We start from the raw sequence: 25,051 nt of genomic DNA on the forward strand, positions 1-25,051 counted from the left end.
GCCGGAGGGACTGGTGCCGCTGGCCGGCCTGCCGCCGCTGGCGCCGGCCGCGCTGCGGGTCCGGGTTCGCGCCGGTGCGGCCCCGGAGCTGGCGTCGGTGGCGGCCGCCGCGGTCGCCCAGGTGGTCGCGGCCGCCTAGCGTTGTGTCCGGCCCATCCGCCATCATCGTCGTGGCCGTCCCCGACCGAACCGGTGGTGATCATGGCGACACCGACGCCGGCACGCACGCCGGTGCCGCTCAACCCGTACCAGTGGGCGCTCGGCGTTCTGGCGTCCGCAGTGCTGCTGACCGCCTTGATCGTGCTGCTCGTCAACCAGACCAGGGAGATCGACGGCTTGGTCATCGACGAGGGTTCGGAGGCGGGCCGAGCGATCGGCGTGTTCCTGCTGGGCGCCGGCCTCGTGCTGGGCACCGGCTGGATGGTCGTGTCGGCGCTGCTGTGGAAGCCGCGCGAACCCGTGCGTCGAGTCCAGGAGAGCGACCATGGGACGGCTACCCTGGACAGGTGAGCCTCTACCGTGACGAAGGGGTCGTGCTGCGCACCCAGAAACTGGGCGAGGCCGACCGCATCGTCACGCTGCTCACCAGGAACAACGGCCGCATCCGGGCAGTCGGCAAGGGGGTGCGGCGCACCACCAGCCGGTTCGGCGCGCGGCTGGAGCCGTTCATGCACGTCGACTGCCAGTTCGCCACCGGGCGCACCCTCGACATCGTCACGCAGGCCGAGACCATCGCGCCGTACGGCATGAGCATCACCGACGACTACGGGCGCTACACCGCGGGCACCGCCATGCTGGAGACCGCCGAACGGCTCACCGCCGAGGAGCGCGAGCCGGCCGTCCAGCAGTATCTGCTGCTTGTCGGCGCGTTGCGGACGCTGGCCGGCGCCGAGCACGACCCCGGCCTGGTGCTCGACGCGTTCCTGCTGCGCGGGCTGTCGGTCGCCGGGTTCGCGCCCAGCTTCGCCGACTGCGCCCGCTGCGACGCGCGCGGGCCGCACCGGCTGTTCTCCGTCCAGGCCGGCGGCATGGTCTGCGGGTCGTGCCGCCCGTCCGGCACCGTCGCGCCGTCCGCCGACACGATCGCGCTGCTGGCGGCGCTGCTCAGCGGCGACTGGCCGGTCGCCGACTCCAGCCAGCCGCGGGCCCGGCGCGAGGCCAGCGGCATCACCGCGGCGTTCCTGCAATGGCACCTGGAGCGCGGGCTGCGCTCGCTCGGCCTGGTGGAGCGGTGAAGCGCAGCTACCTCCCGCCCACACCGCACCCGTCCGGAGCCGTCCCGCCGCCCGTCCCGCCGGACCTGGTGCCGGCCCACGTCGCCCTCGTCATGGACGGCAACGGACGCTGGGCCGGCGCCCGCGGGCTGCCGCGCACCAAGGGCCACGAGGCCGGCGAGGCGGTCCTGCTCGACGTCATCCACGGCGCGATCGAGATCGGGGTGCGCTGCCTGTCGGTGTACGCGTTCTCGACGGAGAACTGGCGCCGCTCGCCCGAGGAGGTGCGCTTCCTCATGGGCTTCAACCGCACCGTCATCCGCCGCCGCCGCGACGAGCTCGACGCGATCGGCGTGCGGATCCGCTGGGCCGGACGCCGGCCGCGGCTGTGGAAGAGCGTCATCGACGAGCTGCAGGACGCCGAGCAGCGGACCCGCGGCAACGACGTCATCACGCTGCAGTTCTGCGTCAACTACGGCGGCCGGGCCGAGCTCGGTGACGCCGCGGCCGCGCTGGCCGCCGACGTCGCCGCGGGCCGCGTCAAGCCGGACAAGGTGAACGAGCGGACCCTCGGCCGCTACCTCTACAACCCCGACCTGCCCGACGTCGACCTGTTCGTCCGGCCGTCGGGGGAGCAGCGCACGTCGAACTTCATGCTCTGGCAGTCGGCGTACGCCGAGATGGTGTTCCTCGACACGCTGTGGCCGGACTTCGACCGGCGCCGGCTGTGGGAGGCGATCGAGATCTACGCGCACCGCGACCGCCGCTACGGTGGCGCCGACCCGGCGGCGCCCGCCGTCTGAGCCTGAGCCGTCAGACCGGGCCCATGTCGCGCTCTTCGCGCCAGCCAAGGTTCGTCGCCATCCGCGCCAGCACCTCGACGGCCGCGCGGTACTCGTCCTCGGTGATGCCCTCGGTGACCCGCTGCCGGTCGGCGGCGACCCGGGACTGGATGTCGCTGAGCGCCTTCACGCCGGTCTCGGTCAGCGTGACGCGGTCCGGCCCGACGGGCGTCGCCCAGCCGCGGTTGCAGAGGTCGTCGACGACCGGGCGGACGGTGGGCATGTGCGGCGCGAGGTACAGCGCCGCCTCGTCGTCGATCTGCGCGTAGGTGGCCGGGCCGGACTCGAGCAGGTTGAGGATCTGCCAGTGCCGCGGGGTGACGGCGGCGCTGCCCAGGACGGCGTCGAAGCCCTGATCGATCAGCCGATCGACCAGCTTCAGCCAATACCCGATGGGGTGCCGCTCCGCGGGCCCCTCCGACGCGTTCATGACAGCTCCTCCGAGCACCGACAAGCGACCTGCGCCTGTGCAGGTACAGGTAAAATAACAGGCAAGTTAGCGGGTGCCTCGGAGAATGATTCGCTCGCCACGATCGAACCCGCCAGCGCCCCTCTGACCAGACTAGATGGGCGCGGCCCGCGCCGTATCAGGTTGTCGAGGTTATCGACGAAAAATCCTCCGAACGGTGCTGGCGCGAAACAACCCGAAGAAATGGCTGGCCTCTTTTCTCGATCACGACGAACTGATCATTCCGGCGCGGCCAGCTTGGCCGCCTTGTCCTCCAGGTAGCGCTGTTCGGGCAGGCTCGTCGTGCGCTGCGCGGCCAGCCGGTAGGCGGCCCGCGCAGCGTCCTCGTCGCCGGCCATCTCGAGCAGATGGCCCCGCACCGCCTCCAGCCGGTGGTGCTCGGCCAGCCGGCTGTCGCCGGCCAGCGTCTCGAGCATCGCGAGCCCCGCCCGCGGCCCGTCGACCATCGCGACCGCGACGGCGTGGTTGAGCGTCACCATCGGGTTCGGCGCGATCCGCTCCAGCACGGTGTAGAGCGCCAGGATCTGCGGCCAGTCGGTGTCCTCGGCGGCAGGCGCCTCGTCGTGCACCGCCGCGATGGCCGCCTGCACCTGGTACGGCCCCAGCTCGCCGTGCTGCAGCGCGCCGGTGACCAGCGCGACGCCCTCCTCGATGGCCTTCGCCGACCAGCGGCTGCGGTCCTGCTCGGCCAGCGGCACCAGGCTGCCGTCGGGCCGGCTGCGGGCCGGCCGGCGCGCGTCGGTGAGCAGCATCAGCGCCAGCAGGCCGGTGACCTCGCCGTCGTCGGGGAGCAGCCGGTGCACCTGCCGGGTCAGCCGGATCGCCTCGGCGGCGAGCTCGACGCGCTGCAGGTCGGCGCCGGACGTGGCCGTGTAGCCCTCGTTGAAGATCAGGTAGAGCACGTGCAGGACGGCGCGCAGCCGGTCGGCGCGGTCCTCCTCGGGCGGCAGGTCGAACCGGGCGCCGGCGGTCTTGATGCTCTGCTTGGCCCGGCTGATCCGCTGCCCCATGGTCGACTCGGGCACCATGAACGCGTGTGCGATCTGCGCCGTCGTCAGACCGCCGACGGCGCGTAGCGTCAGCGCCACCTGCGAGGGCGCCGACAGCGCCGGGTGGCAGCACATGAACAGCAGCGTGAGGGTGTCGTCGCCCTCCGGCGCCTGCTCGTCGGCCGGCGGCGCGGCGAACAGCAGGTCCGACGGCGTCAGCGCGGCGGCCGTCTCCTCCCGCCGGCGCCGCGCGGACTCGCTGCGCAGCTGGTCGGTGAGCCGGCGCGACGCGACGGTGATGAGCCAGGCGCGGGGGTTGTCGGGCACGCCGTCGTCGGGCCACTGGACGGCCGCGGCCAGCAGCGCGTCCTGGACGGCGTCCTCGGCGGCGTCGAAGTGACCGTAGCGGCGCACCAACGCACCCAGCACCTGCGGCGCCTGCTGCCGCAGCAGGTCCTCGATTCCCCCGTCCATTCGCCCCATTGTGAGGCATGACACCGACAGGGTCGGGTCAATGTTCGTCGTAATGTCGCCCGTGCGCGGCGTGGAGGTGGCCGTCGTGCAGGTAGTCGGTGTGGTCCCCGTGCTCGACGGCGGGGTGGCCGCAGGCCGGGTCGTGCTGATGGGGGTGCTGCTCGGTCGGCACGTGCGCCCCGGTGACGCGTGGGTCCTCGCCGTTGAGCGAGCGCGCGTTGCGCCGCCGCAGGAGCGAGCCGACCGGCCAGGCGATCACGAACCCGATCAGCGACGCGACGACGATGCTCGCGCCCGGCGCGACGTCGACGTAGTAGGAGAACACGACGCCGCCCAGCGACGGCACCACACCGAGCACCATGGCCAGCGCGAACGTCGTCCGGAAGCTGCGGGTCAGCTGCTGCGACGTCGCCACCGGCACCACCATGAGCGCGCTGACCAGCAGCAGCCCGACCGTCCGCATCGCGACGGTGACGGTGACCGCGGCCATGACGGCGATCAGCATGCTGTACAGCCGCACCGGCAGCCCGCTGACCCGGGCGAACTCCTCGTCCTGGCAGACGGCGAACAGCTGCGGCGCCAGCCCGACGGCCAGCGCGATCACCACGACGGCGAGGACGGCGACCACCCACAGGTCGTCCGCCGACACCGTCGTGATGGAGCCGAACAGGTACGTGTTCAGCGTCGCCGCGCTGCTGCCGGCGAGGCCGGTGATCAGCACGCCGCCGGCGATGCCGCCGTAGAACAGCATCGCCAACGCGACGTCGGCCGAGGCCCGGCCCCTCGCCCGCACGACGTCGATGGCCAGCGCGCCGAGCACGGCCACCGCCACCGACGTCCACACCGGCGCCCAGCCGGTCAGCAGGCCGATGGCGACACCGGTCAGCGCGACGTGCCCGAGCCCGTCGCCCATCAGCGCCAGCCGCCGCTGCACCAGGTACGTGCCGACGGCGGGCGCGGCCAAGCCGGTCAGGACGGCCGCGATCAGCGCCCGCTGCATGAAGTCGTAGTCGAGGAAGCTCATCCGAACAGGCCCGCCCCGTAGTCCTCGCGATGGTCGTCGTGGTGGTCCGGCGGGCCGGTCAGCGTCATCGACGGCGTCGGCAGCGGGCCGTCGTGGACGATGCGGCCGCCGTCGAGGACGACGCCGCGGTCGACCAGCGGCGCCAGCGGACCCATCTCGTGCAGCACCAGCAGCACCGTCCGGCCGGACGCGACGAACGTGCGCAGCGCGCGGGCGAACGCCTCCTGGCTGCGCTTGTCGACACCGGCGTTGGGCTCGTCGAGCACCAGCAGGTCCGGTTCCGACGCGGCCGCGCGGGCGATCAGCACCCGTTGCTGCTGCCCGCCCGACAGCGTCGCGACGCTGCGGTTCGCCTGGTCGGAGAGCCCGACCAGCTCGATCGCCTGCTCGACGGCGACGCGGTCCGCCTTGCGGGCCGGCCGGAACGGCGTGCGGCGGGCCAGCCGGCCGGCGGCGACCACCTCGCGCACCGTCGCCGGGACCCCGGCCGCCGCGGTGGTCCGCTGCGGCACGTAGCCGACCCGCCACCAGTCGCGGAACGCCTTCAGCGGGGTGTCGAACAGCCGCACCTCGCCGGCAGCGGCCGGCACCAGCCCGACCGCCGCGCGGACCAGCGTCGACTTGCCCGATCCGTTCGCGCCCAGCAGGGTGACGACCTCGCCCTCGACGACCTTGAGGTCGACACCGTGCAGCACCGGGCGATCGTCGAGCTCGACCCGCAGCCCGCGGACGTCGACGACGGCTGCTCTCATGGGGTCACCGTACTCACTAGGGGGTGTCTGGCGGATATTGGTGGATGCGGGCGGCGTCCAGGCGTCGGTCCAGCAAGGCGCCGGAGGAGATCGATGCGGTGTCATCGGGCGACGACGGCAACGCAGCTGGTCGGCGTCTGGGCGTCGATCCGCGCCGCCGAAGATCCGCCAGCCACCCCCTAGCAATCGTTGGCGGTCCGCAGCGCCTCCAGGTTGGCCCGCATGAGGGTGAAGTAGTCCTGGTCGGCCGTGTCGTCGGTGAGGCCCTCGATCGGGTCCAGGACGGCCGCCTCGACGCCGAGGTCGTCCGCGAGCGTCTCCGCGACGTCCGGGCTGACCAGCCGCTCGTAGAAGATCGTGGTGACGCCCTCCGCCCGCACGACGTCGTGCACCTCGGCCAGTCGCTCCGGCGACGGCTCGGCCTCCGGGTCGATGCCGGAGATGCCGACCTGCTCCAGGTCGTAGCGGTGCGCCAGGTAGCCGAACGCCTCGTGCGCGACGACGAACACCCGCTGCGTGCACTGCGCGAGGCCGGTCTCGAGCTCCTGGTCCAGCGTCTCAAGCTCGGTCTTCAGCGCGTCGGCGTTGGCCCGGTAGTCGTCGGCGTTGTCCGGGTCGGTCTCGGCCAGCCGGTCCGCGACGGCGTCGGCGATCGGCTCGAGGTTCGTCGGGTCGAGCCAGATGTGCGGGTCGCCGGCGAGATCGCCGTGGTCGTGCCCCTCGTGGCCCTCCTCCTCGGCGTGCTCGTCCTCGGCGTGCTCGTCCTCCGCGTGTTCGTCCTCGGCGTGCTCGTCGCCGTGCTCGTCCTCGGGGTTGTCGAGCAGCTCGACCAGACCCGCGACGTCGATGGCGCGCTCCTCGGCGTTCTGCTCGACCGCCTCGTCGACGGACGGCTGGAACCCGGCGAGGTAGACGACCAGATCGGCGTCGGAGATCTCGCCCACCTGGCGGGCGGTCAGCTCGAGGTCGTGCGGCTCGCCGCCGGCCTGGGTGAGGTTCTCGACGGTCGCGTGCTCACCGGCCACACGTTCGGTGACGAACGCCAGCGGGTAGAACGACGCCGCGACGGTGACGCCGCCGTCGCCGCTCGCGTCGGCGGCGTCGTCGGAGCCGCAGGCGGCGAGGGCCAGACCGGCCAGGGTGACAGAGCTCAGCACGGCCATGGCCGCACGACGGTTCTTCATGGGACACATTCTCATCAAGACTGACAACCATTGTCAAAACCTCTGAGGTTCGTCTCCGGCCGGCGATCGGAGCTAGACTCTCGTTGGTAATGAGAATCGACAGGGAGCGGGCGATCAGGTGACGGTACAGCCGGCCAGGGAACACCGCCGGACGCGGCAGCGCGCCGCGGTCGACGAGGTCCTCGACGAGACCGCCGACTTCATCAGCGCCCAGGAGTTGCACGCCCTGCTGCGTGCCCGCGGCGCCGGCGTCGGGCTGGCCACTGTGTACCGCACCCTGCAGACCCTCGCCGACGACGGCCGGGTCGACGTGCTGCGCTCCGACGCCGGCGAGGCCGTGTACCGCCGCTGCGCCCGCGAGGAACACCACCATCACCTGGTCTGCCGGTCCTGCGGCGCCACGGTCGAGATCGCCGGGCCGACGGTGGAGCGGTGGGCCAAGTCCGTCGCCGACCAGCACGGGTACGCCGACGTGTCGCACACGCTGGAGATCTTCGGCACCTGCCCGCGCTGCGCGGCCTGACCGGGCCGCCGCGTATTGAAATAACCGCCTCCCAGCCCTTAAGGTAAGCCTCGCCTTATCGGACCTCGCTGGGGGAGCGGTCATGACGGTGGTCTCCCCGCCGCCGCGAGTTCCCGCGGCAGCGACCCGCACCGCCGTCCCGTTCGCGCGTGACCTCGCGCGGCACGGCGACCGGCTCGCCGTCGTCGCCGGGACCGAGCGCTGGACCTACCGCGAGCTGGCCCAGCGGGTCGCGGCGACGGCGGTCCGGCTCGGCGGCGGACGGAAGCTGGTGCTCGTCAGCGGCGCCAACGACGCCGCACAGCTGGTCACGTACCTCGCCGCGCTGGCCGCCGGTCACGTCGCGCTGCTGGTCCCGCCCGCGCAGGCCGGCGCCGTCGCGGCCGCCTACGACCCCGACGCGGTGCTCTCCGGCGGCGAGCTGGACGTCCGCCGCCCGGAGTCCGCGCACGATCTGCACCCGGAGCTGGCGCTGCTGATGCCGACGTCCGGGTCCACCGGCTCGCCGAAGCTGGCCCGGTTGTCGCACGAGAACCTGCAGGCCAACGCGGAGTCGATCGTCGAGTCCCTCGGCATCCAGGACACCGACCGGGCCGTCACGACGCTGCCGCTGCACTACGTGTACGGGCTGTCGGTCGTGAACACGCACCTGCTGCGCGGCGCCGCCGTCGTGCTGACCGATCACTCCGTCGCCGACGCGTGTTTCTGGGACCTGTTCAAGGCCGAGGGCGGCACGACGCTGGCCGGTGTGCCGCACACGTTCGACCTGCTCGACCGGGTCGGCTTCGCCGGGATGCGGCTGCCGCGGCTGCGCTCGGTGACGCAGGCCGGCGGGCGGCTGTCCCCGGCGCAGGTTGTGCGCTACGCCGAGCTGGGGCGGCGGGGCGGGTGGGACTTCGTCGTCATGTACGGGCAGACGGAAGCGACCGCGCGGATGGCGTACCTGCCGCCGGCGCTGGCGGCCGAGCACCCGTCGACGGTGGGTGTGGCGATCCCGGGCGGCTCGTTCTCGCTCGCCCCGGTGCCCGAGGCGACCGCGCCCGGCGTCGGCGAGGTGGTCTACGAGGGGCCGAACGTCATGCTCGGGTACGCGACGTCACCGGCGGACCTGGCGCTGGGCCGGACGGTGACCGCGTTGCGCACCGGCGACCTGGCCCGCCGCACCCCGGACGGCCTGATCGAGATCGTCGGCCGGCGCAGCCGGTTCGTGAAGATCGCCGGCCTGCGGATCGACCTGGACCACGTCGAGGCCGAGCTGTCCGGTCCGGGGCGGACGGTGCGCTGCACCGGCGCCGACGGCGAGCTGCTGGTCGCCGTCTCCACCGACCCGGACGCGGTCCGCCGGGAGATCGTCGAGCGGTACCGGCTGCCGGCGCACGCGGTCACCGTCGCCGTCGTGTCCGAGCTGCCGCGCCTGGCCAACGGCAAGGTCGACCAGCCGGCGCTGGCGGCGCTGGTGCGGGCCGCGACGCCGGCCCCCGCCGCGCCCGCGGACGAGCCGGGGCCGCTGCCGGAGCGGCTGCGCGCGCTCTACGCCGAGCTGCTCGGCCGCCCCGACGCGACGCTGGACAGCACGTTCGTCGGCCTCGGCGGCGACTCGCTGTCCTACGTCGAGCTGTCGATCCGGCTGGAGGAGGCGCTGGGGGCCGTCCCGGCGAACTGGCACGTGACGCCGATCCGCGCGCTGGCGGCCGGTTCGGCCGACGCGGTGCGGGTGCGGTGGTGGGCGAGGCGGGTCGAGACCACCGCGGCGCTGCGGGCACTGGCCATCGTCTGCGTCGTCGCGACGCACGCCGGCCTGTTCACGCTGCAGGGCGGCGCGCACGTGCTGGTGGCGGCGGCCGGGTTCAACTTCGCCCGGTTCCGGCTCACCGGCGCCGACCGGCTGACCCGGCTGCGCCAGCAGGCCGTCAGCCTCGCCCGCGTGGTCGTGCCCAGCGTGGCCTGGATCGGCGCCGTCGTCGCGCTGACCGACCAGTACGGGCCGCTCAACGTGGTGCTGCTCAACGGCCTGTTCGGCTCGCCCACCTGGACGTCGGACTGGCACTTCTGGTTCGTCGAGGTGCTGGTCTACATCCTGGTCGTACTGGCCGCGCTGCTGGCTCTTCCGCCGGTCGATCGGCTGGAGCGGCGCTTCCCGTTCGCCCTTCCCGTCGCGCTGCTCGGCTTCGGGTTGCTCGGCCGGTACGAGGTGCTCGACCGCGGCGTTCCGCACACGATGCCGGTGTTCTGGCTGTTCGCGTTCGGCTGGGCGGCCGCGCGGGCGTCGCGGTGGTGGCAGCGGCTGGCGCTGACGGCGGTGCTCGCGCTGACGGTGCCCGGCTTCTTCGGCAACTCCGCGCGCGAGCTGGCGATCGTCGCCGGGATCGCGCTGCTGCTGTGGTGCGCAACGGTGCCCTGCCCGGCGCCGCTGCAGCGTGCGGTGAGCGTGCTGGCCAGCGCGTCGCTGTACATCTACCTCACGCACTGGCAGGTCTACCCCCGCCTCGTCGACGTCCACCCCGCCCTCGCCGTCGCCGCCTCACTTGGAGCGGGCGCGCTGCTCTGGTGGCTCGCGTCACGCGCGACGGCGCTGGCCGGCGTCATGCGCCAGGCCGGCCGCGACCGATCCAGGAGATGACGGCCGCGTCTCGACCCGCTGCCGGGCCGTCTCGAGTGGTACCTCACACCACATCTCCACGGCCCTGGGCCGGCCGGCCCGGTCGAGGCCGCGGGTGACGAAGTCGCGCGTGTCCGAGGACCAGCACGACTCCAGCACGGCGCCCGCAGGGGCGACGGCGAGCAGGTTCCACATCGTGTCGCTGGCGGCCGCGCCGAGCGCCCGGTCCCAGCGTCGCTGCGGCCACCCGGGGCCGGGTACCGTCCGATCATCCCCGGTGCGGGCGGCGATCAGTCGGCGGGGTAGAGCACCCCGCCGCCGGTGACGGTGACGGAGACCGGCATCCCGGCCCGGTAGGCCGAGCCCTCGTGCGCGGGCACCCGCAGCGGGATCAGCACGGGCGCCGCGCCGGCGGTGCGCAGCAGCAGCTCGGCGTGCGACCCGCGTGGGCGGACGTCCTCGACGACGGCGTTGTGGGTGCCGTTGGCCGCGCTCAGCGCGAGCTGCGCCGGGCGGATCAACAGCCGGGCGCCCGCGGCGCCGCCGGTGCGGTCGTGCCGCACCTCGACCCGGCCGAGCGCGCAGTCGGCGCCGCCGGACGAAGGGGAAGCGGGCAGCACGATCGCGGCGCCGAGGAACGCGGCGATCTCGGTGCTGGCCGGGTTGTCGAACACGGCCGCCGGCGAGCCGGACTGCACCAGCCGGCCGGCGGCGATGACGGCGATCTGCCCTCCGAACGAGAGCGCCTCGTCGTGGTCGTGCGTGACGAGCACGGTCGTGACGCCGCTCGCCTCCAGCGCGTCGATGACGGCCTGCCGGGTCTGCTCGCGCAGGCCGGTGTCGAGCGCGCTGAACGGCTCGTCCAGCAGGACGACCGACGGCTGCGGGGCGAGCGCCCGGGCCAGCGCGACCCGCTGCTGCTGCCCGCCGGAGAGCTGGTGCGGGTACCGTCCGGCCAGCGCGGCGTCGAGCGAGGCCAGCTCCATCACCTCCCGGACCCGCGCCGACGACCGCAGCCGGCGCGGCAGCCCGAACCGGACGTTCTGCTCGACGGTGAGGTGCGGGAACAGTGCGCCGTCCTGGGCGACGTAGCCGATGCCGCGGCGGTGGGCGGGAACGAACCGCCCGGCGTCCGCCAGCGTCGCCGGGCCGAGGGCGATCGTGCCGGCGTCGGCGCGCTCGAAGCCGGCGATCAGTCGTAGCAGCGTGCTCTTGCCGCTGCCGGATGCGCCGACGACAGCGGTACGGGTGCCGGCGGGCACCGTCAGCGACACGTCCCGCAGCACCTCGACGCGGCCGAACGATTTGCCGACGCCGGTCAGCGACAACGTGGTCATCGGGCCCCCCACCTCCGTGACTGGGCGTACATCAACGCCACCGCCGGCACCGACAGCAGGATCAGCGCGACGGCGTAGGGCGCGGCGGCCGGGTAGTCGATCGCCGACGCCTGCGACCAGAACTGCGTCGCCAGCGTCCGGGTGCCGGTCGGCGCGAGCAGCAGCGTCGCCGTCAGCTCGTTCGCCGCACCGAGCCCGGCCAGCGCGGCGCCCGCCGCCAGCGACGGGACCAGCAGTGGCACCGTGACCCGCAGCCGCGCCAGCAGCGGCGGATACCCGAGCGAGCGGGCCATCTCCTCCAGCGCGACCGGCGCCTGCGCGATCCCGGCCCGCAGCGGCACCAGCGCCCGCGGCAGGAAGATCATCACGTAGGCGAGGACGACGGTGAACGCCGTCTGGTACAGCCCCGGCAGCACCCGCAGCGTCACCGTCACCAGCGCGAGCGCGACGATGATCGCAGGCAGGCTGGCCGCCACGTACGACGAGCCCTCGAGCAGCCGGGCCAGCGGGCCGGGATGCCGCGCCGTCAACCAGGCCAGCGGCAACGCCACCAGCATGGCCGCGATCGCGCCGCCGCCGGCCAGCAGCACGGTCTGCGTCAGCGCCGACGGCAGTTCGGGCTGCGACCAGCTTGAGCCGTGCGCCAGCCACCGCACGACGCTGGCCAGCGGGACGCCGACGGCGGCGGCACCCAGCGCGGTCAGCGCCAGCAGCGCCGGCGCCGTCAGAGTCCCCAGCCGCACCGGCACGGCCGCGCGGACCGCACCCGACCCGACCCGCGCGTACCGGGCCCGCCCGCGCGCCGCCGCCTCGCCGACCAGCAGCGTCAGGCAGAGGACCGACAGCACGACGCCCAGCGCGCCGGCCGCCGGTCCGGCGAACGTGGACTGGTACTGCACGACGATCGCCGTGGTGAACGTGTCGAAGCGGATGAACGCGAACGCGCCGTACTCCGCCAGCAGGTGCAGCGCGACGATCAGCCCGCCGCCGAGGATCGCCAGCCGCAGCTGCGGCAGCACGACCCGCGCGAACACCGCCCATGAGCCCAGCCCGAGCGAGCGCGCGGACTCCTCCAGCGCCGGGTCCAGCCCGCGCAGCGTCGCCAGCGCCGGCAGGTACACCAGCGGGTAGTACGCGAGCACCGCGACCAGCAGGCCGCCGCTGAGCCCGTGGATCGACGGGACCGCGCTGGCCCAGCCGTAGCTGCTCACGAACGCCGGGATGGCCAGCGGCGCCACCAGCACGATCGCCCAGAACCGCCGCCCGGGCAGCGTCGTCCGCTCCACCAGCCAGGCGCCGCCGACGCCGAGCAGCACCGTCAGGGGAACGCCCAGCACGACCAGCAGCACCGTGTTGACCAGCAGCTCGCCGACCCGCGGCCGGAAGATCAGCGGCTCCAGCGTGCCCCAGCCGACGTCGGCGACGACCGAGACGACGTAGCCGAGCGGCACCAGCAGGACGGCCGCCAGCACCGCCGCGACGACGATCAGCGCGATGGACGGAGGCGAGGACCGCGGTGTCCGGACGGAGGTGACGGTCACGAGGTGACTCCTAGAGCAGCCCCGCGTCCGTCATCAGATCGGTGACCTCGACGCTGTTGAGGTTCGACGGGTCGACGGCCGGCGCCTGCAGCGAGTCCAGCGCCGGCAGCGCCGGGTTCGCCGCGACGCCGCTGGCCACCGGGTACTCCATGCTGTAGCCGGTGCCGAGGATCTCCTGCCCGGTCGTGCCGGTGAGGAACGCGAGGAACTGCTGCGCCGCGTCCTGGTTCTCGCTCGAGGCGAGCACGCCGCCGCCGGAGACGCTGACGAACGCGCCCGGGTCCTGGTTGCCGAAGAAGTGCAGCTCGGTGTTGCCGCTGTTCTCCTTCGTGCCGTCCTGGTCGCGGAACCAGTAGTAGTGGTAGATGATCCCGCCGGGCACCTCGCCGGCGTTGACCGCCTTCATCGTCGCGATGTTGTTCTGGTAGACGGTCGCGTTGTCCTTCATGCCGTCCAGCCAGGCGCTGGTCGCGTCGGGGCCCTCCAGGTCGAGGATCGCCGAGACGATCGCCTGGAAGTCCGCGCCGCCCGGTGCCCCGCCCCAGCGGCCCTGCCACGACGGGTCGGCCAGGTCCATGATCGACGCCGGCAGTTCGGCCTCGGTCAGCTCGTCCGGGTTGTAGACGAACACGGTGGACCGGGCCGCGATGCCGGTCCACAGCCCCGACGCCGGCCGGTACTGCTCCGGCACCTGGTCCAGCGTCGCCTGGTCGACCGGCGCCAGCAGGCCGGCGTTCTCGACCAGGGAGATCGCCGGCGAGTTCTCGGTGAGGAACACGTCCGCCCGCGAGTCGTCGCCCTCCTGGACCAGCTGGTTGCCCAGCTCGGAGTCGTTGCCGTTGCGCAGGACGACCTCGATGCCGGTCTCCTCGGTGAACGCCTCGGCCCACTCCTCGGTGAGCTGCTCGTGCTGCGCGTTGTAGACGACGAGCGTGTCGTCGGAGGCCGCGGCGACCGGGTCGGTCTCGGCGTCGTCGGAGCAGGCGGTGAGGCCGAGCACGGAGGCGGCGAGGCCGGCGGCTAAAACGGCGCGGGAGCGGCGGCGGGTCATGGTGTCCTCGATGGGTGCGATCCGGCGGGGCGGAGGCGAGAATAGCCTAACCTAAGCTACGGGTGCCCAGCCCGATCGGATTGCACGGAGAACGACGGGGTCAGGCCAGCCAGCCGCCGGCCCGGGCGACGACCAGCCCGCCGAGCGCCACGACGATGAACCCCCGGCTCAGCCGCTGGCCGGCGGACAGCCGCGGCCAGGCCAGCACCAGCAGCCAGAGGAGGAACAGCACCACCAGGCCGAGCAGCGCTGGTCCGATCGGCGCCGGCGCCAGCAGGCCGCCGAGCAGCACCGCCGCCGTCACCACGCCGAGCAGCCACTTCGGTGCCGCGGTGAGCTTGACCAGCAGCGGGTAGCTCACCGCCTCGATGCGCCCGCGCAGGCCGGACTTCGGCGGCGGGCCGGCCGGAACCGGGCGGCGGCTGCCGCCGGACCGCGGCGCCCGCGACCCGGCGCCCGGCGCGGCGGGCCGGCGATTCGGGTTGCGGCGAGGCTGGCGGTTCTGCGGCACGGGAGATCCTTCGGCGGGGGCTGATCACCGGCATCGTACGGTGGTTGGTCGACATACTGCTCTATGGCTCCGACAGAGTCGAGCCGGCTTCCGCCTCGAAAGGATCACGATGCTCGTCGTCACCCGGTACCGGGTCCCGCCAGCGGACGCGGTGTCGTTCCGCGACCGCGCCCGGCGAGCGCTCGAGGTGCTCGCCGCGAAGCCCGGCTGGCGGGGCGGGCACGTCGGCCGGGCCGCCGACGACCCGGAGCTGTGGGTGGTCAGCAGCGAGTGGGAGAACGTCGGCTCGTACCGGCGGGCGCTGTCGTCCTACGAGTCCAAGCTGGAGGCGGTCCCGCTGCTCAGCCTGGCCATCGACGAGCCGACGGCGTTCGAGATCGTCGCGACGGTGGACAGCAGCGGTGCGAGCGTGCGGGCCGCCGACGCCGACGAGATCGGGCTCGGTCAGGCCGCCGCGCCCGTCGTCCCGACGGATTTCGACCGGTCATGACCGGACTCCACCTCCACAGCACCGAACCAGCGCCGCCGGCCGGGCCGCACGTCCGCCGGCTGGTGCTGGCGGTGCTGATCCCGCTGGTCCTGGCCACGATCGCCGGGCTGATCGTGCTGTGGCCGTCCGGCGAGACGCCCAGCGTCCAGGCCGGTGTGCGCACCGACGGGACGATCCTGGAGATCACCCCGTGCGACGACGTCGTCGAGACCCCGCCGACGCCGGAGGGCGAGGACACCGCCGCCGAGTGCCTGCAGGCGCTGGTCCGCGTCGAGGCCGGCCCGGACGAGGGCGTCGAGGTGGTCGTGCCGCTGCCGTTCGGCGTCGGCGCGCCGGAGTTCCACGAGGGCGACGAGGTCGTGCTCAGCGCGCTGCCCGACGCGCCGCTGGAGACGCGGTACGAGGTACTCGACTTCCAGCGCGACGTGCCGCTGATCTGGCTGGCCGGGCTGTTCGCCGTCGCCGTCGTCGTGCTGTCGGGCTGGAAGGGGCTGGCCGCGCTCGGCGGGCTGGCGGTCTCCCTGCTCGTGCTGCTCGTGTTCGTGCTGCCGGCGCTGCTGACGGGTGAGCCGCCGCTGCCGGTGGCCGTGGTCGGCGCGTCGCTGATCATGATCGTGACGTTGTATCTCGCCCACGGCGTCTCGATCCGCACATCGGTCGCGCTGATCGGGACGCTGGTGAGCCTGGTGCTGACGGGGCTGCTGGGGTCGCTGTTCACGGCGCTGGCGCACTTCACCGGGCTGTCCGGCGAGGCGGCGTCGTACCTGGGCACCGTCAACACCGAGATCGACCTGCGCGGGCTGCTGCTGGCCGGCCTGGTCATCGGCGCGCTGGGCGTGCTCGACGACGTCACCGTCACGCAGAGCGCCGCCGTGTGGGAGCTGGCCGCGGCCGACCCGTCGTCGTCGCGGCGCTCACTGCTCGGCGCCGGGCTGCGGATCGGCCGCGAGCACGTCGCCGCGACGGTGAACACGCTGGTCCTGGCCTACGTCGGCGCCGCGCTGCCGCTGCTGATGCTGTTCAGCGTCACCGGGCAGGGGGTGACCGACGTCATCACGACGGAGGCGGTCGCGCAGGAGATCGTCCGGGCGCTGGTCGGCGGGCTGGGCATCGTCGCGGCGGTGCCGGTGACGACGGCGCTGGCGGTTCTCGCGGTCCGGGGCCGGTCGGCCCGCCCGGCTGGACGGCGTCGCAAGCCCGCGTCGTCTACCCTCGAAGCTTGACCCGGACGCCGATACCCCGATTGGAGTGACCACCGTGCCTGCGCCCGTCGACGCCATCGTCTCCCTCGCCAAGCGCCGTGGTTTCGTCTTCCCGACGGGTGAGATCTACGGCGGTACGCGCTCGGCCTGGGACTACGGGCCGCTGGGTGTGGAGCTGAAGGAGAACGTCCGCCGGCAGTGGTGGCGCTCGATGGTGCAGCAGCGCGACGACGTCGTCGGCCTGGACTCCGCGGTGATCCTGCCGCGTGAGGTGTGGGTCGCGTCCGGTCACGTCGAGGAGTTCGTCGACCCGCTGGTCGAGTGCCAGTCGTGCCACCGCCGCTACCGCGCCGACCAGCTGGAGGAGGAGCACGCCGCCCGCACCGGCTTGCCGGTCACCGGCGGGCTGGCCGAGGTGCCGTGCCCGACCTGCGGCGCGAAGGACTCCTGGACCGAGCCGCGGATGTTCAACGGCCTGCTCAAGACCTACCTCGGGCCGGTCGAGTCCGACGAGGGCCTGCACTACCTGCGGCCCGAGACCGCGCAGGGCATCTTCGCCAACGTCGTCAACGTGATGAACTCGTCGCGCAAGAAGCCGCCGTTCGGCATCGCGCAGGTCGGCAAGTCGTTCCGGAACGAGATCACGCCGGGCAACTTCATCTTCCGCACCCGCGAGTTCGAGCAGATGGAGATGGAGTTCTTCGTCGCGCCCGGCACGGACGAGAAGTGGCACGAGTACTGGCTGCAGGAGCGGTGGAACTGGTACCTCGGGCTCGGGCTGGCCGAGGAGAACTTGCGGCTGTACGAGCACCCGAAGGAGAAGCTGTCGCACTACTCGAAGCGGACGGTCGACATCGAGTACCGCTTCGGCTTCGGCGCGACGGAGTTCGCCGAGCTGGAGGGCGTGGCGAACCGCACCGACTTCGACCTGACGACGCACGCCAAGCACTCCGGCCAGGACCTCAGCTTCTTCGACCAGGAGAAGGGCGAGCGCTGGACGCCGTACGTCATCGAGCCGGCCGCCGGCCTGACCCGCTCGGTGCTCGCGTTCCTGCTCGACGCCTATGACGTCGACGAGGCGCCCAACGCCAAGGGCGGCGTCGACACCCGGCACGTGCTGCGCTTCGACCCGCGGCTGGCGCCGGTGAAGGTGGCCGTGCTGCCGCTGTCGCGCAACGCCGACCTGTCGCCGAAGGCGCGCGACCTCGCCACCCGGCTGCGGGCGCGGTGGAACGTCGAGTTCGACGACGCCGGCGCGATCGGGCGCCGCTACCGCCGTCAGGACGAGATCGGCACGCCGTTCTGCGTCACCGTCGACTTCGCCACCCTCGACGACGACGCGGTCACCGTCCGCGACCGCGACACGATGCACCAGGAGCGCATCGGCATCGACCGGGTCGAGGCCTACCTCGGGGAACGACTGCCGACATGCTGACGCGGCTACCGACGTGTTGACGCTCCCGTCCGTCGCGCCGCTGCGGCTGGGGTCGCTGCGGATCGACCCGCCGGTCGTGCTCGCCCCGATGGCCGGCGTGACGAACGCCGCGTTCCGCCGGCTCTGCGCCGAGCAGGGCGCCGGCCTCTACGTCTGCGAGATGATCACCTCCCGCGGCGTCGTCGAGCGCGACGAGAAGACGCTGAACATGCTGGTCTTCGCCGACAACGAGGACGTCCGCTCGGTCCAGCTCTACGGCGTCGACCCCTACTACGTCGGTGAGGCCGTGAAGGTCCTGGCCGGCGACTTCGGCGTCGCGCACGTCGACCTCAACTTCGGCTGCCCGGTGCCCAAGGTGACGCGCAAGGGCGGCGGGGCGGCGCTGCCGTACAAGCGGGGGCTGCTGGAGGCGATCCTGCGCTCGGCCGTCGCCGCCGCTGCCCCGTACGGGATCCCGGTCACGATGAAGACCCGCAAGGGCATCGACGACGACCACCTCACGTTCCTCGACGCCGGCCGCATCGCCGAGGACGCGGGCGCCGCCGCGATCGCGCTGCACGGCCGCACCGCCGTCCAGCACTACTCGGGCACGGCGGACTGGACGTCGATCGCCGAGCTCAAGCAGCACGTCGGCATCCCGGTGCTCGGCAACGGCGACATCTGGGAGGCCGCCGACGCCGTCCGCATGCTCGAGACCACCGGCGCTGACGGCGTCGTCATCGGCCGTGGGTGCCTCGGCCGGCCGTGGCTGTTCCGCGACCTGGCGGCTCTGCTGTCGGGTGCGCCGGCGCCGGCGCTGCCGACGCTGGGCGAGGTCGCCGCGATGATGCGCCGGCACGCCGAGCTGCTCGCCGACCTCATGGGTGAGGATCGTGGCCTGCGCGACATGCGCAAGCACATGGCCTGGTACCTCAAGGGCTTCATCGCCGGGTCGTCCGTGCGGGCGTCGTTGGGGATGGTCTCGTCGCTGGCCGAGCTGGACGTGCTGCTGGGTGAGCTGGACCCGTCGCAGCCGTATCCGGTGGCCGAGCTGGGGACGCCGCGCGGGCGGCAGGGGAGCCCGCGCAAGGTCGCGCTGCCGGCCGGCTGGCTGGATAACACCGACGGCCTCAGCGACGACCTCGCCGACGCCGAGCTCGACATCTCTGGCGGCTGACTTCCCGGCCCCGTCGTTGCTGCCCCGGTTCGCTGCCCGGCGGGCTTGGCACGCCGGAGCGCTCCACAATCGCGGCAATTCGGGCGCGGTTGGTCACGTTCAGCGAGCCGAGCGCGACGCGGGGGCGTGCCAAGCCGCGAGCGCCGCAGGTCCGCAGGCGGGTGGACCTCTTGACACCGGACATTTGGTGCGGAAATCTCTCCTCGTAACCGGTTACTGATACCGGTTACATTCGGCGGGCGGGCAGACGAATTCGCCGCTCGGCCGGGCACGTCACGGGGGCAGTGGTGCTGGGGGACTCGATGGAGAGGAACCGCTCATGGCTCAGCCCGGACCGCGCCGGCCACGGCGCCGCAGACTCCCGGCCGTCCTCGCCGCCGTCCTCGGGCTGCTCGCCGGCCTGCTGACGGTCGTCGGCGCGACGCAAGCACCGCCGGCCGCCGCCCATCCGGGGCACGGCGGCTACTCGATCCTCGTCTTCTCCAAGACCGCCGCCTTCCGGCACGACTCCATCCCGGCGGGCATCGCCGCGATCCAGCAGCTGGCCACCGAGCACGAGTTCAGCGTCACCGCCACCGAGGACGCCACAGCGTTCACCGACGAGAACCTGGCCCAGTACGACGCGGTCGTCTGGCTGTCCACGACCGGCGACGTCCTGAACGACGAGCAGCAGGCGGCGTTCGAGCGCTACATCCGGGCCGGCGGCGGCTATGCCGGCGTCCACGCCGCGTCGGACACCGAGTACGACTGGCCGTGGTACGGCGAGCTGGTCGGCGCCTACTTCCAGGGCCACCCGCGCAACCAGGACGCCACCATCACCGTCGCCGACCACAGCCACCCGTCCACCGCGCACCTGCCGGACGACTGGCAGCGCTTCGACGAGTGGTACTCCTTCCGCACCAACCCGCGCGGCGACGTGCACGTGCTGGCCAGCCTGGACGAGGGCACCTACGACCCCGAGGCGAACCCGATGGGCCTGGACCACCCGATCGCCTGGTGCCAGACCTACGACGGCGGCCGCTCCTGGTACACCGCCGGCGGCCACACGACCGAGAGCTACTCCGAGCCCGCGTTCCTGCAGCACCTGCTCGGGGGCATCGAGACCGCGGCCGGCGTGACGGCGGCCGACTGCGGCGGGACGGTGTGGGACAGCTTCGACAAGGTCCCGCTCGACACCGGCACGGCGAACCCGATGGAGCTCGACGTCGCCGCGGACGGGCGGGTGTTCTACATCGAACGCGCGGGCGAGGTCCGCATGATCGACCCGCAGAGCAGCCAGACCACCGTCGTCGGCACGCTCGACGTGTACACGCAGCGCGAGGACGGCCTGCTGGGCATCGCCCTGGACCCTGACTTCGTCACCAACGGCCACCTCTACCTCTACTACTCGCCGGACGGGACGGAGGCGGAGCAGCGGCTGTCGCGGTTCACGCTGACCGGCACGACGCTCGACCTGGCCAGCGAGGTGCAGCTGCTGGAGGTCCCGGTCGACCGCGCGGTGTCCGGCCACGCGGGCGGATCGCTCGGCTTCGACGCCGCCGGCAACCTCTACCTCGCCACCGGCGACGACACGAACCCGTTCGAGTCCGAGGGCTACGCGCCGATCGACGAGCGGCCCGGCCGGGCCTCGTACGACGCCCAGCGCAGCTCGTCGAACACCAACGACCTGCGCGGCAAGGTGCTGCGCATCCACCCCGAGCCGGACGGCACGTTCACCGTCCCGGCCGGCAACCTGTTCCCGCCCGGCACCGCGCAGACGCGCCCGGAGATCTACGCCATGGGCTTCCGCAACCCGTTCCGCATCGAGGTCGACGGCGTGACCGGCGCGCTGCTGGTCGGCGACTACGGGCCCGACGCGCCGCAGGCCGACCCGGACCGCGGCACCGAGGGCCAGGTCGAGTGGAACCGCATCACCGCCGCCGGCAACTACGGCTGGCCGTACTGCCACGGCGCCGGCCCGTTCCGCGACTGGGACTTCGCCACGCAGACGGCGGGCCCGGCGTTCGACTGCGCGAACCCCGTCAACGACTCGCCGAACAACACCGGCCTGACGCAGCTCCCGCCGGTCCAGGCGCCGGACGTCTACTACGGCCGCTCCGAGTCCGGCACCAACGCGCCGGAGATGGGCACCGGCGGCGGCGCGATGGCCGGCCCGGTCTACCGCTACGACGAGGCGCTGGACTCCGACGTCAAGTGGCCGGCCTACTACGACGGCGCCGCGCTGTTCTACGAGTGGACGAACACCGAGGACGGCTACGTGCGCCCGTTCGACAACGACGTCTGGGAGTTCCGGCCCGCCGGCGATGACCCCACCCACGACATCAACCCGCTGCTCAGCACGATGGACTTCCTGCGTCCGATAGACATGACGTTCGGCCCGGACGGCGCGCTGTACGTCATCGAGTGGGGGACGGGGTTCGGCGGCAACAACGCCGACTCCGGCGTGTACCGCATCGAGTACAGCGGCGTCGGCACGCGGCCGGTCGCACAGGCCACCGCCGACCCGACGTCCGGCGCGCTGCCGCTGACCGTCCAGTTCAGCAGCGAAGGCTCCGGCCACCCGGGCGGCCTGCCGGTCACCTACCACTGGGCGTTCGGCGACGGCGCCGAGTCCACCGACCCGAACCCGCAGCACACCTACACCGTCGCCGGCCAGTACTCCGCCCGGCTGACGGTGACGGCCGACGACGGCGCGACCCGCAGCCAGACCGTCCAGATCACCGCCGGCAACACGGCGCCGGAGGTCACGCTGGACCCACCGGTTGAGGGCGGCTTCTTCGACTTCGGCGACGACATCGCCTATGGCATCGACGTCACCGACGCCGAGGACGGCTCCACTGGCGCCGGCACCATCGGCTGCGACGGCGTCGAGCTGCAGGTGCTGTTCGGGCACGCCGGCCACGCGCACCCCGTCGAGGTGCTGCCCGGCTGCGAGGGCACCGTCGCCACCACCACCGACGCCGGGCACCCGGCCGGCGAGGACCTGTTCTGGGTGCTCGAGGCCCGCTACACCGACGGCGGCGGCGCCGGCGTCGGCGCGCTGACCGGCCGCGACTTGCACGTCCTGCAGCCCAAGCTGAAGGAGGCCGAGCACTTCCAGACGATGAGCGGCGTCCAGCTGGAGGCCACCAGCGACCCGCGCGGCGGCCGGCAGAACATCGGCTTCATCGACGACGGCGACTACATCTCCTTCGACCCGATGAACCTCGCCGGCATCGACGCGATCACCTACCGGTTCGCGTCCGGCGGCAGCGGCGGCCGGATCGAGATCCGCTCCGGCGCGCCGGACGGCCCGCTCGTCGGCGACAGCGGGTTCATCGAGCCGACCGGCGGCTGGCAGTCGTGGAAGGACGTCACCGTCCCGGTCGAGGACCCCGGCGGCACGCACGAGCTGTTCTTCGTGTTCGAGCACGAGCCCGGCTCGACCGGCCTGTTCAACCTCAACTACCTGAAGTTCCGCGGCAAGGGCGTCTCCGTCGACGCGCGGCCGGAGATCTGGTCGGTCGAGGCGACGCCGCCGTCCGGCGAGCTGCCGTACACGGTGACGCTGAGCGCCGAGGCCACCGACCCGGAGGGCCAGGACCTCACCTACGCCTGGGACTTCGGCGACGGCGCTACGGCCACCGGCGCGACGGTCACGCACACGTACGAGCTCTCCGGCGTCTACCGGCCGACGGTCACCGTCACCGACGCCGCCGGCTCCGAGGCGCACGACTCCGTCCGCGTCGAGGCCGTGCCGGAGGCGTCGCCGCCGATCGAGTGCGCCGACCCGGGCAGCGATCCGGCGCCCGACGACGAGTTCGACGGCGACCGGCTGGACGGCTGCCGCTGGGACGCCGTCGTCCGGCCCGACCTCAACCGGTTCCGCGTCGAGGGCGGCCAGCTGAAGATCGACACCACCCCGACCAACCTGTTCGACCAGCACAACAACGCGCCGAACCTCATGCTGCAGACGATGCCGGCGGGCGACTGGGTGGTCGAGACCCGGGTCTCCGGCGACGTGTGCGAACGCTGGCAGCAGGGCGGTCTGCTGGTCTACGACAGCGACCAGACCTTCCTCAAGCTCGACTACGTCGGCACGTCGCCGGTCGGCGAGCCGTGCGCGCGCAAGATCGAGATGCGGCACGAGATCGACGACATCTTCCAGCCGGCGTTCCCCGAGGTCACCCTGCCCGACGGGGTGACGACGTGGTGGCTGCGGCTGGAGAAGTCCGGCTCGACGTACACCGGGTACTACAGCGCCGACGGCGTCACGTTCGAGCAGGTCGGCGTCATCGAGAACGACCGGCTGGCCACGGCCGACGTCGGGCTGTACGCGTTCGGCCAGGAGCAGACGCAGGCCACCACCGTCGCGTTCGACTGGTTCCGCGTGCTGGAGTCGGAGCCGCCGGACGCCTGCCCCGACTCCGACGAGAGCCCGACGGTCGTCGTCCGCGACGTCGACTCCGGCGTCACCAACTACGAGCGCGCCGACGGCTGCACCGTCGAGGACCTGATCGAGGACGAGAAGGAGTGGCCGAACGAGGGCCGGTTCCTGATGCACGTCCGCAGCGTCACGCAGCACCTCGTGCACGACGGCGTGCTGACGCGCACCGAGCGCGCGGCCGTCATCGACGCGGCCGCCCGCAGCTGACCCCGTCCGTCAACCCCGGAAAGGACCGTTCATGCAGCTACGACCGAGGATGAAGGCGGCAGCCACGGCCGCCGCGACGATACTGGTGGCCGGCCTGGCACTGCCGACCCAGGCCGCGCCGCCGGCGCCGGCGCAGGCCGTCGCCGACCGCCCCGGCGACGGCCTGTCCTGGGCCGACCGCGCCACCCTGCTGCGCTACGCCGAGGACACCTGGGCGTCGTTCGTCGCGATGACCGACGAGGCCAGCGGGATGCCCGCGGACAAGCTGAAGGCCGACGGCACCACCAGCGTGCAGACGTCGACGACGAACATCGGCGCCTACATGTGGAGCGCCGTCGTCGCCGAGGAGCTGGACATCATCGACCGCGACGAGCTGGTCGACCGGCTGTCCGTCACGCTGGAGACGCTGGCCGGGCTGGAGCGTGACGAGGGGAGCGGCCAGTTCTTCAACTGGTACGACCACCACACCGGCGAGGTGATCACCGTCTGGCCGGACGACGGCAGCACCGTCATCCCGCACTACTCGTCGGTCGACAACGGCTGGCTGGCCACCGGCCTGCAGGTCGTCCGCGAGGCCGTCCCCGAGCTGGCCGAGCCGGCCGGCGAGCTGTTCGACAGCATGGACTTCGGCTTCTACTATCGGCCCGAGGTCAACCGGATCCTGTTCCACTACGCGCCCAGCACCGGCGCCGCGCCGTGTTGCTACGACACGCTCGTCAGCGAGAGCCGCATCGCCACCTACATCGGCATCGCGAAGGGCGAGATCCCGCGCAAGGCCTACTTCGGCACCTTCCGCAGCTTCCCGAACACCTGCGACTGGGACTGGACCGAGCAGAAGTCCGTCGGCGAGTACCGCAGCTACCTGGGTCAGAACGTCTGGGAGGGCGCCTACCAGTACCGCGGCATGGAGATCGTCCCGGCCTGGGGCGGCAGCATGTTCGAGGCGCTGATGCCGTCGCTGTTCGTGCCCGAGGAGAGCTGGGGGCGGCGCAGCTGGGCGGTCAACCACCCGAACTACGTCCAGGCGCACATCGAGCACGGCCTGGAGGAGGCGCAGTACGGCTACTGGGGCTTCTCGCCGTCGAACAACACCAACGGCGGCTACAACGTCTACGGCGTCGAGGCGATCGGGATGGACCCGAACGGCTACCCGTCCAACAACGACGCGACGCTGGTCGACTACGGCTGGGAGGGCTGCGACAAGCCGGCCCAGCCGCTGCCCGAGCCGGAGGACTACACGAACGGCGTCGTCACCCCGCACGCGTCGTTCCTGGCGCTGCGGTACGCGCCGGAGGAGACGATGGAGAACCTGCGCAACCTGGAGAGCGACTTCGCCATCTACTCCGACTGGGGCTTCCGCGACGCCGTCAACGTCGACACCGGCACCGTCGACCAGTGGTTCCTGTCGCTGGACCAGGGCATGATCATGGGCGCGATCGGCAACGCCCTGGCCGGCGACCTGCTGCGCGACGCGTTCGTCACGCCGGAGCTCAGCTCCCGGGTGAAGCCGGTCATCGCGATGGAGGAGTTCACCAACTACCGCTGACGCGGGTGGTGCGGGCGGTGGCGGGATGCCGGCCCCGCCCGCCTCGCTCGTTCCTCGCTCGGACGCCCGCGCCTACCCC

Annotated in this window: 19 protein-coding genes and 1 pseudogene; 11 read left to right on the forward strand and 9 right to left on the reverse strand. The window is 72.7% G+C overall.

What is annotated here, in order from left to right:
• The first annotated feature begins 192 nt into the window (after positions 1-192).
• Genes C1I92_RS27945 through C1I92_RS27955 form a run of 3 tightly spaced genes read left to right on the forward strand, consistent with a single transcriptional unit; the run spans position 193 to position 2,017 of the window.
• A complete protein-coding gene (locus C1I92_RS27945; protein ID WP_111257912.1) occupies positions 193-510 on the forward strand; it encodes a hypothetical protein in 318 nt (105 codons plus the stop codon).
• Positions 507-1,235 carry a DNA repair protein RecO gene (recO, locus tag C1I92_RS27950; protein WP_111257913.1) on the forward strand — a complete coding sequence of 243 codons (729 nt, stop codon included), beginning with the start codon at positions 507-509 and terminating at the stop codon, positions 1,233-1,235. Before C1I92_RS27945 ends, recO begins: the two co-directional genes overlap by 4 nt.
• A complete protein-coding gene (locus C1I92_RS27955; protein ID WP_111257914.1) occupies positions 1,187-2,017 on the forward strand; it encodes an isoprenyl transferase in 831 nt (276 codons plus the stop codon). The genes recO and C1I92_RS27955 overlap by 49 nt, the downstream gene beginning before the upstream one ends.
• Before the next feature lie 10 nt (positions 2,018-2,027).
• Here C1I92_RS27955 and C1I92_RS27960 read toward each other — a convergent pair whose 3' ends face one another.
• The 5 genes from C1I92_RS27960 to C1I92_RS27980 form a co-directional block, all read right to left on the reverse strand.
• Positions 2,028-2,486: a MarR family winged helix-turn-helix transcriptional regulator gene (locus tag C1I92_RS27960; RefSeq protein WP_111257915.1), complete on the reverse strand. Its 459-nt coding sequence runs from the start codon at positions 2,484-2,486 to the stop codon at positions 2,028-2,030.
• A 257-nt stretch (positions 2,487-2,743) separates the two neighbouring features.
• The gene (locus C1I92_RS27965) at positions 2,744-3,988 is read right to left on the reverse strand and encodes an RNA polymerase sigma factor (protein WP_111257916.1); all 1,245 of its coding nucleotides are present in this window, start codon (positions 3,986-3,988) and stop codon (positions 2,744-2,746) included.
• Between the two features lie 37 nt (positions 3,989-4,025).
• Complete coding sequence (locus C1I92_RS27970) at positions 4,026-5,012, reverse strand: metal ABC transporter permease (RefSeq protein WP_111257917.1); 987 nt, start codon at positions 5,010-5,012, stop codon at positions 4,026-4,028.
• The gene (locus C1I92_RS27975; protein WP_111257918.1) at positions 5,009-5,764 is read right to left on the reverse strand and encodes a metal ABC transporter ATP-binding protein; all 756 of its coding nucleotides are present in this window, start codon (positions 5,762-5,764) and stop codon (positions 5,009-5,011) included. Before C1I92_RS27975 ends, C1I92_RS27970 begins: the two co-directional genes overlap by 4 nt.
• A gap of 179 nt (positions 5,765-5,943) precedes the next feature.
• Complete coding sequence (locus C1I92_RS27980) at positions 5,944-6,948, reverse strand: metal ABC transporter substrate-binding protein (RefSeq protein ID WP_111257919.1); 1,005 nt, start codon at positions 6,946-6,948, stop codon at positions 5,944-5,946.
• A 118-nt stretch (positions 6,949-7,066) separates the two neighbouring features.
• Between C1I92_RS27980 and C1I92_RS27985 the strand changes: the two genes are divergently transcribed.
• Entirely contained in the window at positions 7,067-7,471 is a 405-nt protein-coding gene (locus C1I92_RS27985; protein WP_111257920.1) for a Fur family transcriptional regulator, read from the forward strand.
• Between the two features lie 82 nt (positions 7,472-7,553).
• On the forward strand, positions 7,554-10,091 hold the full coding sequence (locus C1I92_RS27990) for an AMP-binding protein (RefSeq protein WP_111257921.1): 2,538 nt from the start codon (positions 7,554-7,556) through the stop codon (positions 10,089-10,091).
• A 269-nt stretch (positions 10,092-10,360) separates the two neighbouring features.
• On the opposite strand, the gene C1I92_RS27995 is transcribed toward C1I92_RS27990, so the two are convergent.
• From C1I92_RS27995 to C1I92_RS28010, 4 genes are all read right to left on the reverse strand, one after another.
• On the reverse strand, positions 10,361-11,407 hold the full coding sequence (locus C1I92_RS27995; protein ID WP_111257929.1) for an ABC transporter ATP-binding protein: 1,047 nt from the start codon (positions 11,405-11,407) through the stop codon (positions 10,361-10,363).
• Positions 11,404-12,948: an ABC transporter permease gene (locus tag C1I92_RS28000; RefSeq protein ID WP_111257922.1), complete on the reverse strand. Its 1,545-nt coding sequence runs from the start codon at positions 12,946-12,948 to the stop codon at positions 11,404-11,406. Before C1I92_RS28000 ends, C1I92_RS27995 begins: the two co-directional genes overlap by 4 nt.
• 10 nt (positions 12,949-12,958) lie before the next feature.
• Entirely contained in the window at positions 12,959-13,999 is a 1,041-nt protein-coding gene (locus C1I92_RS28005; RefSeq protein WP_111257923.1) for an iron ABC transporter substrate-binding protein, read from the reverse strand.
• 100 nt (positions 14,000-14,099) lie between these two features.
• Entirely contained in the window at positions 14,100-14,510 is a 411-nt protein-coding gene (locus C1I92_RS28010) for a DUF6703 family protein (RefSeq protein WP_111257924.1), read from the reverse strand.
• Between the two features lie 109 nt (positions 14,511-14,619).
• Between C1I92_RS28010 and C1I92_RS28015 the strand changes: the two are divergent.
• The 6 genes and pseudogenes from C1I92_RS28015 to C1I92_RS28040 all read left to right on the forward strand — a co-directional run.
• Positions 14,620-14,892: pseudogene (locus C1I92_RS28015) on the forward strand (antibiotic biosynthesis monooxygenase family protein); the annotation flags it as partial.
• A 104-nt stretch (positions 14,893-14,996) separates the two neighbouring features.
• A complete protein-coding gene (locus C1I92_RS28020) occupies positions 14,997-16,223 on the forward strand; it encodes a YibE/F family protein (RefSeq protein WP_111257926.1) in 1,227 nt (408 codons plus the stop codon).
• Between the two features lie 34 nt (positions 16,224-16,257).
• Positions 16,258-17,637: a glycine--tRNA ligase gene (locus C1I92_RS28025; RefSeq protein ID WP_111257930.1), complete on the forward strand. Its 1,380-nt coding sequence runs from the start codon at positions 16,258-16,260 to the stop codon at positions 17,635-17,637.
• A gap of 16 nt (positions 17,638-17,653) precedes the next feature.
• Positions 17,654-18,793 carry a tRNA dihydrouridine synthase DusB gene (dusB, locus tag C1I92_RS28030; protein WP_111257931.1) on the forward strand — a complete coding sequence of 380 codons (1,140 nt, stop codon included), beginning with the start codon at positions 17,654-17,656 and terminating at the stop codon, positions 18,791-18,793.
• Positions 18,794-19,112: 319 nt separating this feature from the next.
• The gene (locus C1I92_RS28035) at positions 19,113-23,426 is read left to right on the forward strand and encodes a ThuA domain-containing protein (RefSeq protein WP_111257927.1); all 4,314 of its coding nucleotides are present in this window, start codon (positions 19,113-19,115) and stop codon (positions 23,424-23,426) included.
• A gap of 31 nt (positions 23,427-23,457) precedes the next feature.
• Positions 23,458-24,972, forward strand: coding sequence for a glucoamylase family protein (locus C1I92_RS28040; RefSeq protein WP_199521667.1), 1,515 nt, complete (start codon positions 23,458-23,460; stop codon positions 24,970-24,972).
• The last annotated feature ends 79 nt before the right edge of the window (positions 24,973-25,051 follow it).

The sequence above is a fragment of the Jiangella anatolica genome (assembly GCF_003236295.1).
GTDB classification, from domain to species: domain Bacteria; phylum Actinomycetota; class Actinomycetes; order Jiangellales; family Jiangellaceae; genus Jiangella; species Jiangella anatolica.